This is a genomic window from Haemophilus sp. C1 (genome assembly GCF_001276515.1).
Taxonomy (GTDB): Bacteria; Pseudomonadota; Gammaproteobacteria; order Enterobacterales; family Pasteurellaceae; genus Haemophilus.
Genome location: NZ_LDVZ01000032.1, coordinates 1 through 10,183, shown reverse-complemented (window position 1 = coordinate 10,183; position 10,183 = coordinate 1). Strand labels below are relative to the sequence as shown.

The window sequence follows — 10,183 nt, the reverse complement described above, 5'->3', positions numbered from 1 at the left end:
ACAAGTCAATCAACAAGTGCCCACACAGATTGTCTGATATATTGTTAAAGAGCAAAAAATAACGACGCACTTGGAAACTTAAAAAACTTCACAACAGTGCGTCGTTGTGTGCGGTGCATTATAGGGATTTTCAAATCCCTTGCAAGTACTTTTTGTAAAAATATTTAAAAAAATGATCTTTTGATGGAAATATAAACATTTTATTAAAAAGTGCGGTCAAAAATACAATAATTTTCCAATTATTATTATTTTTTCCAATAGCTTGGAATAAACAGCACGATTAATGAAAACATTTCTAAACGTCCACAGATCATAGCAAAACTAAAGACTAATTTAGCACTTTCTGGAACACCAATAAAACTTTCGTGAATAAAACCAAGTCCCGGTCCTGCATTCGTTAATGTGGCGAATACGGCTCCCATCGCATCAAAAGTATTCATTCCACAAAGAATAACAGCAAAAACACACCCCCAATAAACCAGTATAAAAATAATGAAAAATGCCCAAATACTTTCTATCATTCTTGGTGCTAGACGATTTTTACCTATTCGAATTGGTTGTACTAAATTTGGATGGATTAAACTATGCAGTTCTCGATCGATTTGTTTCCACAATATAAGTGTCCGTATCGCTTTTAATCCCCCAGTTGTTGAACCACCACAACCACCAATTACCGCAGAAATTACCAGTAAAAGCCCAATAAAAGGCGGAAGATTATCAATATCAAAAATCGTATAACCAGCAGTCATTGACATTGATGTTAATTGTAATGCACCTTTTGTTACTGCCTCGTTTATATCTGAAACTAAACCATAACCATATAAAGATAGAGATACAATACCAATAAAAATAATTTGCATCGTTAGAAAAAAACGAAATTCGGGATCTTTCCAATAATTTCGCCAAATATTTCTTTTACCTAGTGCAAGAAAAGCGGAAATATGTAAACTAAAATTAACACCACCAATCAGCATAAAAATTGTTGTAACCCAATAAATGGAAGCTTGATTAAAATAGCCAATACTTGCATCGTGCGTTGAAAATCCGCCATTTGAAATTGTTGAAAAACTATGCCCAATGGCATCAAAAAGATTCATTCCTGATAGCCAATATGCAATGGCACAAAGAACAGTTAATGAAGCATAAATAATCCATAGCGCTTTCGCCACTTCTGAAATTTTAGGCAAAGATTTTTGATCTTTAAGAGGGCCTGAAGATTCTGCTCGATATAATTGTGTCCCACCAATTCCCAACAGCGGAATTATCGCCACAGCCAATACGATAATCCCCATACCACCTAACCATTGTAAAAACTGACGATAAAACAAAATAGATTTAGGTAAATTATCCAGCCCCTTCATTACCGTTGCACCAGTAGTAGTTAAGCCAGAAAATGCTTCAAATACGGCTGAAGCAATAGTTAAATGTGGTGAATCGAACAATAAAAGAGGCAATGTTGCCAAGCTTCCTAAAACTAACCAAAAAGCCACAACGATCAAAAAACCATCACGGGATCGTAATTCTTGTTTATGGTGATGGCATGGCCACCAAAGCAATGTGCCCGCCGTCAAGCTCAACATAAAAGCCTGCATAAATGCCTTGCCGCCACCATCGCCATAAATCAGTGCGACAAATGCTGGAATCAGCATTGTGCCTGAAAAACACATCACAAGAATACCAATAATTCGGATAATCGATAAAATATGCACTATTATTCGCCTGTCTCTAAAAGTTGGATGACTAATCTGCCCGCAGACTTTTCTGTTAATTCTGAAGAAAAAACATCGACTGTTTTTTCACTAATACCTAAAATCAAATGAATATTTGCCTGAAAATCTTGAGATAAAATCTCAACCTGATATTTTTCACAAAGTTGTTGGACCAAATTTAGCTGACTATAGTCACAATCAAGTTTGAAAGGGGTTCGTTCAACTTTAATTTCGCTTTCAATCAGCTTTAACGCTTGTTGTACGCCATTGCCGTAAGCACGAACTAATCCGCCCGTTCCAAGCAAAATACCACCATAATAGCGAACCACCACCGCACTGATTTCACCTAATTGACTACCTTGCAATGCACTCAACATTGGCTTTCCTGCTGTTCCAGCAGGTTCGCCATCATCAGAAAAACCTAGTTGTAGAGAATCTGTTGGCTTGCCTGCTACGGCAGCCCAACAATGATGCCGAGCATTTGGATGTTCTTGTTTAATCTTTGCCCAAAAAGCTCTTGCGTGCTCTAAACCTTCGGTGTGTTGCAAATAAGTAATAAAACGGCTTTTCTTAATTTCTTCTTCAAAAACAACCGCACTTTTAGGAACGAGATACTCCGCCATTTATTTTTTCAAGGTAATTTCAATGACACTAGTCTATCACTGATGACTAGGATTTGTCGAAATTTTGCCGTAAGTGCGGTATGATATGGCTCTGTTTTTCAAAAGAAAAAAGAATATGTCTGAAATTTCCGTCACTCAAACCCTAGATACTTTAGGATTACGTTGTCCAGAACCTGTCATGCTTGTTCGTAAAAATATTCGTCATCTTAACGATGGAGAAATACTTTTGATTATTGCTGACGATCCTGCAACAACAAGAGATATTCCAAGTTTCTGTCAATTTATGGATCACACCTTACTGCAAAGTGAAGTGGAAAAATCACCGTTTAAATATTGGGTGAAAAAAGGAAAATAAAAAATCAGCCATCATTAAAGTGCGGCCGATTTTTTGAAATTTTTAAAGATTGCGTAAGGCTTCAATACGCTTTTCGAGTGGTGGATGGCTCATAAAGAGTTCACTGCGTTTACCATTAATCATAAAGGCATTTAAAGAACCTTCGAGATTTTGGGGTTCGTGAAGTTGTTGCAAACGTTGCAGTGCCATAATCATTTTTTCTTTGCCTACTAAACTTGCTGAACCAGCATCTGCACGAAATTCGCGGTAACGAGAGAACCACATTGCTATAATACTCGCAAGCACACCAAAGAGCATTTCCAATAGCATCGAAACCAAGAAATAAATGCCTGAACTGCGCGTTTCTTCTCCATTATTGTTACGCGAACTTGCCACCGCCGTTGCAATAACGCGCGATAAGAAAATCACGAAAGTATTCAATACGCCTTGCAATAACGCCATCGTCACCATATCCCCATTGGAAATATGGGAAATTTCGTGTGCTAAAACAGCTTCAGCTTCAGACTCAGTCATGTTGTTTAATAATCCCGTACTAACCGCAACTAAAGAATTGCTTTTCGTTGCACCTGTCGCAAAAGCATTCACATCGGGTGAATGATAAATCGCCACGTCTGGCATCGGAATACCCGCTTTCTGCGCTTGGCGACTAACGGTATCAATTAACCAACGTTCAGTTTGATTACGAGGTTGAGTAATCACCTCTCCATCTACAGAACGCAATGCCATCGTTTTAGACAGGAATAATGAAATTAATGAACCAGCAAAACCAAATAGTAATGCCATAATTAAAATGCCGCCGGTGCTATTTCCTGCAATACCAGTCACACTTAAAATAATACCTAATACCAGCATTACAGCCATATTGGTTGCCAAGAAAAGAAGAATACGCATCATAATGTGTTCTCTCAAAGTTAGGGTTAAGTATTTCCTTAGTGGGGAAAATTCATAAAAAATTCAAGGTGTAATGTAAAATTTTTGTTATCAGCATACAAACAAAAAGTGCGGTCAAAAACATGCGAGTTTATGACCGCACTTTTAAGTAGAGATTGCCAAACAGAAAATTATTTTCTTACAGCAATCGCTTCAATTTCTAATCCCACATCTTTTGGTAAACGTGCAACTTCTACGCAAGAACGAGCAGGGAAGTTAGGATGATTATTTTCTTTAAAGAAACGTTCATATTCTGCATTAACTGCTGCAAAATCATTAAGATCTTTCACAAAAACCGTTGTTTTTACAATATCTGCGACGGTTAAACCCGCTTTCTCAATAATCGCTTTCACGTTTTCTAAAGATTGGCGTGCTTGTGCAACGATATCCGTAGGCACTTCACCTGTTGCAGGATTCACTGGAATTTGCCCTGAGGTTAAAACTAAATTGCCAAGATCAACCGCTTGAACATAAGGGCCAATAGCTGCCGGTGCTTTTTCAGTATGAATAATTTGAGTCATCATTTTCTCCTTAGTTGATAAAAAGTGCGGTTATTTTTCACCGCACTTTTCGTTTATTAATCAATTTCTTTTAGCACGTCATCAGAAAGCGATTCTTTATTTTCTGTTGATTTGCCATCACTCACTTTAAATTGTAAATTTTGGTAATACGCTTCTCTAAAGGTTACATATGGATCTTGTGCTTGGCGTAACAACTCCGCGTTATCGATATTTTTCGCACGAGCATCCACTGCTTGCACACCATATTTCACTAACGACCACGGGCCGCCAACCCATTCCCAGAATGGATACATATAAGCAGCATCAACCACAGCACCGGTTAATTGACGTGGCGTTGTTGCATTATAAATCGGTAGCACAATATAAGTGCCTGCATCTACGCCGTAACTACCTAAAGTTTCCCCAAATCCACGTTGGTTATCTACGCGTAGCTCTTTGCTTGCGCTCGCAAAATCAATAAAACCGCCTAGACCAAATACGGTGTTAATCCAAAAGCGATTAAAGTGAACAAATGCTTTTTTCGGTTCACCTTCAATTAAGCGGTTCACAAAGCTTACCGGCTCATCAAGATTATTGGCAATGCCAGCAAGACCAGAAGAAATCGGCTTAGGCACATAGTTATTCCAACCTTTTGCAGCGGGTTCTAACACATAACGATCCATAACATTATAGTTAAATTTCCACATGGTTCGATTGACCCCTTCAAGGGCATCGTTACGCTCACTTGCTTGTTTCGTGTCGTTCTTATTTGCACAACCTGTCAGCACAATTACGCCGAAAAGTGCGGTCAGAATCGTCTTTATTTTCATTTTGAATCCTTATATAAATGTGGGCTTATTCTACCTAATTTGCCAAGTAACAACAAAATAAATCTTACCCATAAAACATATAAAAAGTGCGGTAAAAACACATTATTTTTACCGCACTTTCTCATTCCTAACATAAAACTAATTTCGTTTTCTGACCTTTCAGATAATTGACAATTCCCTCGGGAACATCATCCGTAAACAAATATTCCACATCACTTAATTCGCCCAATCGAACAATCGCTTGGCGAGTAAATTTAGAGTGATCGGTCACTAATAAGGTCTGACGTGAACTTTCAATAATCGCTCTCTTGACTTGTACTTCATGGTAATCATAATCCAATAATGAACCATCAGCATCGATCGCGCTAATCCCTAAAATCCCGAAATCTAGGCGAAATTGAGAAATAAAATTCACCGTAGCTTCGCCGATAATTCCACCATCCATTCGTAACGATCCGCCCGCCATGACAATATCAAAACTTTCATTTTGGCGTAAAAGATGAGCGGCATTCAGATTATTCGTCACAATTCGGAGTTTTTCGTGGTCAAGCAATGCATTGGCGACAGCCTCAGGCGTGGTACCAATATCAATAAACAAAGATGCGCCGTTAGGAATCAACTTTGCGACTTCCTGCGCAATATTATTTTTTTGTAATGAAAAGAATTGCTTACGATCCACGTAATCAGAATTTTCTGCAGAAGATGGCGATGCCGCACCGCCGTGATGGCGACGGATTAAATCCAACTCTGCCAAAATATTCAAATCACGGCGAATCGTTTGGGGGCTAACATCTAAGGCTGTAACCAGTTCTTCCGTGCTTAAATAGCCAGCTTGCTCCACCAGTTTAATAATTTTTTGATGGCGTAACGATTGTTTCATAGCGAATCCTTTATCCAAATTAAACGGGCTTACTCTAGCGAATTTTTACGTAATTGGCTATCGATAAATCCCCAAAGAAGACCGACAATCAAGCCTGAAATATGTGCAGCATTTCCCATTTCAACACCAAATAAGGGGCTAATAAAACCTAATGCGATCCCCACCAATAACATTGTGAAAAAACCTTCTGGCAGATCAAATAAATGATGATTCAATTTATCACGTATAAATACATAACCTAGAACTGCATATACAACACCAGAAAGCCCAAAGAAAGCGGGGCCAGACACATAATTTTGTACATATCCTGTTATGGCGGAGGCCACAACATACAACATCAATAATTTGACCGAACCAAAAGTGCGCTCAATCATTCCACCAAAAATAAAAAACCAAGACAGATTAAACAAAATATGCAAATTAGATAAATGTACCAATGTATGTGAAATATAACGCCACGCTTCGCTATCTTGCTCTTCGTAAGCGGGGTAATGCATCAAATACATAATATCGTCTTCAAAACCCAGCTGTTGGGCAATATAAATAAGCGCACAAAGTGCGGTGAGAATTAGCGTGATTTTTCCTTGTTGAGCTAAAAAGTTTTTCATTCGTGATCTCGTGCTTCTACGGAAATTTAAAAATCTGACTTCGCATTAAAAGTCATTGTTTCCCCTGTAATGGGGTGGGTAATCGTCAATTCTTCTGCGTGCAAGCATAATCTTGGCGACATAGCTTTAGCCTGTGGATGAGAATAAAATTTATCGCCTAGAATTGGATGCCCCAATGCTAACATGTGCAAGCGTAATTGATGAGATCTGCCTGTCACGGGCGTCAGTTTCACGCGAGTACTGTTATTAGGCAAACGTGCTAAAACTTCGAATTTTGTGACCGCTCTTTTTCCTAAAACAAAATCCAAACGTTGGCGTGGGCGGTTTTCCCAATCACAAATCATCGGCAAATTTATCTCGCCATAATCTTTCTCTAGATACCCCCAAACAATCGCTTGATAATGTTTTTTAGGTTCACGTTCGCGAAATTGACGTTTTAATTCACGATCCGCAGCCTTACTTAAAGCAAACACAATAATACCGCTCGTTGCCATATCCAAACGATGCGCAGGCTCGCAAAAGCCGAATTTTTCTTTTACTCGACTCATTGCGCTATCGTAATATTGTGGTTGATTGCCTGGCACAGAAAGCAAACCGCTAGGTTTGTTCACTACGCACAAATGATTATCTTGATAAATAATATCTAAATAAGGTTCAAGAGGCGGATTATATTCAATCAATGCCATTTTTATTCCTTGTTCGTCACAATGACCCGCAAGCAATCCAAACGCCAATTTGCTTTAGAAAGCTCGTCAAGTGATTGTGTTCGTTGTTGTTCTAAAATATCAATTTCGCTTTGGCGAATATTTTTATTCACTGCTCGCAAAGCCTGTAAACGGTTAATTTCTGCGCTTAATTGTTGATCTGCTTGATTTTTAGCTTCAGCAATAATCGGTTCAGCTAAAGATTTTACGAGCTGATCGCCTCGTGTAATCAAGGCTTCAATATTGGCCCGTGCCATTTTCACCATTTGATTAGCAATATTTTTACCAAGTGGTTTCAATTTGCTATGCAATGTTTCAAAGGCAACCTGCTCACCAATGTTATTTCCTTTGTTATCAAGTAACAGACGAATAGGCGTTGGCGGCAAGAAACGATTGAGCTGCAACCCTTTTGGCGATTGGCTTTCCACCACGTAAATCAATTCAATTAATAAGGTGCCAGCGGGCAGTTGTTTATTTACAAGCAATGCCATTGCAGCTTTGCCAATATCACCCGAAGCAACAAGATCAATACCTTGACGAATCATAGGATGATCCCAAGTCAAGAATTCCATTTCTTCGCGAGCAAGGGCAAGTTCTCGATCAAAGGTAACCGTCACACCTTCTTCTTTTAAACCCGGGAAATCGGGGACAAGCATTGTCCCTGTTGGGCTAATCACAATACTATTTGCTCCAAGATCTTCTTGCTCTACGCCAATAATATCAAATAATTTTAAAGCAAAATTCACAAGCTCAGGCGAATTATCTTCATCAGCAATTTGATCCGCTAACGCTTGTGCTTGCTCACCGCCATGAGAATTTAGCTCTAATAAACGATCACGACCTTTTTCTAACTCAATCTTGAGTCTTTCCCGCGTGGTTTTAGTTTGTTTTAATAATTCAGAAAATTCATTCTCTGAAAGTGCGGTAGAATGTGACCGCACTTTTTCTAACTCATCAGAAAACTGGGCAAATAATGCCATTCCCATTGGACAAGTTTGTTCAAAAGCATTCAGCCCCTCATTGTACCAACGCGCTAAACGGCTTTGAGGCGAATCTTTTGCACAAGGCGCATAAATTTGCACATCACGTTTTTGTCCAATACGATCTAATCGGCCAATACATTGTTCCAATAAATCAGGATTGGTCGGTAAATCAAATAACACTAAATTTGCCGCAAATTGGAAATTACGCCCTTCCGAGCCAATACTCGAGCTCAGTAAAACCTGTGCGCCGTTTTCTAAATCCGCAAAATAAGCCGCGGCTCTATCTCGTTCAATAATCGACATTTTTTCGTGAAACACTGCGGCGCGAATCGCCTCGCGTTCACGTAAAATTTGTTCTAACTGAATCGCCGTTGCCACTCTCTGGCAAATCACAAAGATTTTTTCATCGCGATGTAGTTTGAGGAAATCAATCAGCCAATCAATTTTATCATTCTCTTCCGAGAGTGTAATTTGGTGGTAAACACGGTGCGGAAAACCTTTCACGCCTTGACGTGTATTGCGGAATAACATTCGCCCCGTGCCGTGACGATCAATTAAGGCTTGAATCAATTCCTGACGGGCACGATGCTGTTCTTCATCATTATTTGAGGCAATCGCTTTAAAAAGTGGCTCGACATCTTGTTCAAGCAACAAATCAGAAATATGATTTTTTTCTACCGCACTTAATGCCTTATTTGCCAACAAAGATTCAACGGCATTAACCACAGGTTGGTAGCGTTCCTGTTCTTTCACAAAGGTTTGATAATCAAAGAAACGTTCTGGATCCAGTAAGCGCAAACGAGCAAAATGACTTTCTTGCCCAAGTTGTTCTGGGGTTGCCGTGAGTAACAAGACGGATGGAATAATACGAGCAAGCTGTTCAACTAATAAATAAGCCGCACTTGGTGAAGATTCGGACCACACGAGATGATGCGCCTCATCCACAATTAAACAGTCAAATTGAGCATCAAGTGCCTGCTCTACTCGGTTTGGATAAGCTTCTAACCAATTCAGCGAACAAATAATTAAGCTTTCAGTTGTAAACGGATTAACGGCATCAATATCAAAATCGTTGCAACGCTCTTCATCAAAAAGTGAAAAATGCAAATTAAAACGACGAAGCATTTCCACCAGCCATTGATGTTGCAACGTTTCTGGCACGATAATAAGAACACGTTGCACTTTCTCAGCAAAAAGTTGATTCTGTAAAATCATTCCTGCTTCAATGGTTTTCCCTAAACCAACCTCATCCGCTAATAACACGCGAGGATTAACTCGATGACCGACTTCAGCGGCAATATGAAGCTGATGAGGAATTAAACCTGCACGTGTTCCGCGTAAACCACGCAATGGCGATTTAAATTGTGCTTGCTGATGACAAAGCGTGCGATAACGCAATGCAAAATGACTGCTGCGATCAATTTGCGCTGAAAACAAACGATCTTTCGCTTGGCTAAAAGAAATAATCGGCGAAATATCACGTTCTTGCACAATGACATCTTCACCTTGTGGATTTTTAACTAAATAAAATAGCAAACCGTTCATATTTTGAACGTCTAAAATCTCACCTTGCCAGCCTGCTTGATGGGATAATGTTTCGCCTTTGCTAAACACAATTCGACTTAAAGGCGCTTGTGCAGCAGCATATATCCTCGTTTCATCTGCTGCGGGGAAATAAATCGTGACGGTTCGTTGATCTAATGCGGTAATAACACCTAATCCTAAAGCGTTTTCACTTTCACTCAACCAACGCTGACCAATAGCAAAGGGCATAATAATTCTCTTTCTGATTTACATTGATAAAATTTTGGTGCGTATTGTAGCTTGCTTAAATAGCAAAGGAAATTAATAAAAGAGAATAAAAAAATAGATTAAAGAAATAAATGGCACGCCCTAAAGGATTCGAACCTTTGACCCACGCCTTAGAAGGGCGTTGCTCTATCCAGCTGAGCTAAGGGCGCATTCAAAGGATTTCTTTTGTACAGAATTTCAAGAAAAAAAGAAGTGGTCGGCGAGATAGGATTTGAACCTACGACCCACTGGTCCCAAACCAGTTGCGCT

The 10,183-nt window shown here is 39.3% G+C and carries 10 protein-coding genes and 1 tRNA gene; 1 reads left to right on the top strand and 10 read right to left on the bottom strand.

The genetic code is table 11. From position 1 onward, the window contains the following. Nucleotides 1-245: 245 nt before the first annotated feature. Nucleotides 246-1,709 (bottom strand): TrkH family potassium uptake protein, encoded by a 1,464-nt coding sequence (locus ABW51_RS08920; RefSeq protein WP_053466464.1) that lies wholly within the window; start codon nt 1,707-1,709, stop codon nt 246-248. Nucleotides 1,710-1,711: 2 nt separating this feature from the next. Continuing rightward, on the bottom strand, nt 1,712-2,332 hold the full coding sequence (locus tag ABW51_RS08915; RefSeq protein ID WP_053466463.1) for a YigZ family protein: 621 nt from the start codon (nt 2,330-2,332) through the stop codon (nt 1,712-1,714). 115 nt (nt 2,333-2,447) lie between these two features. Between ABW51_RS08915 and tusA the strand changes: the two genes are divergently transcribed. Further along, nucleotides 2,448-2,687 (top strand): sulfurtransferase TusA, encoded by a 240-nt coding sequence (gene tusA, locus ABW51_RS08910; RefSeq protein ID WP_053466462.1) that lies wholly within the window; start codon nt 2,448-2,450, stop codon nt 2,685-2,687. 42 nt (nt 2,688-2,729) lie between these two features. Here the strand turns inward: tusA and htpX are convergent, their stop codons facing one another. From htpX to ABW51_RS08870, 8 genes are all read right to left on the bottom strand, one after another. After that, entirely contained in the window at nt 2,730-3,584 is an 855-nt protein-coding gene (gene htpX / locus ABW51_RS08905; protein ID WP_197271853.1) for a protease HtpX, read from the bottom strand. A gap of 164 nt (nt 3,585-3,748) precedes the next feature. Next, nucleotides 3,749-4,138, bottom strand: a complete 390-nt coding sequence (locus tag ABW51_RS08900; protein WP_044232724.1) for a RidA family protein — start codon at nt 4,136-4,138, stop codon at nt 3,749-3,751. A gap of 56 nt (nt 4,139-4,194) precedes the next feature. Continuing rightward, nucleotides 4,195-4,947 (bottom strand): MlaA family lipoprotein, encoded by a 753-nt coding sequence (locus tag ABW51_RS08895; protein WP_053466460.1) that lies wholly within the window; start codon nt 4,945-4,947, stop codon nt 4,195-4,197. Nucleotides 4,948-5,074: 127 nt separating this feature from the next. Further along, nucleotides 5,075-5,827, bottom strand: coding sequence for a DeoR/GlpR family transcriptional regulator (locus ABW51_RS08890; protein WP_053466459.1), 753 nt, complete (start codon nt 5,825-5,827; stop codon nt 5,075-5,077). Nucleotides 5,828-5,856: 29 nt separating this feature from the next. Further along, nucleotides 5,857-6,435, bottom strand: coding sequence for a rhomboid family intramembrane serine protease (locus tag ABW51_RS08885; protein ID WP_053466458.1), 579 nt, complete (start codon nt 6,433-6,435; stop codon nt 5,857-5,859). A 26-nt stretch (nt 6,436-6,461) separates the two neighbouring features. Further along, entirely contained in the window at nt 6,462-7,121 is a 660-nt protein-coding gene (gene rluA / locus ABW51_RS08880; RefSeq protein ID WP_053466457.1) for a bifunctional tRNA pseudouridine(32) synthase/23S rRNA pseudouridine(746) synthase RluA, read from the bottom strand. 2 nt (nt 7,122-7,123) lie between these two features. Further along, on the bottom strand, nt 7,124-9,895 hold the full coding sequence (gene rapA, locus ABW51_RS08875; protein ID WP_053466456.1) for an RNA polymerase-associated protein RapA: 2,772 nt from the start codon (nt 9,893-9,895) through the stop codon (nt 7,124-7,126). Nucleotides 9,896-10,006: 111 nt separating this feature from the next. Continuing rightward, nucleotides 10,007-10,083: transfer RNA gene (locus ABW51_RS08870), tRNA-Arg, on the bottom strand. Between the last annotated feature and the right edge of the window lie 100 nt (nt 10,084-10,183).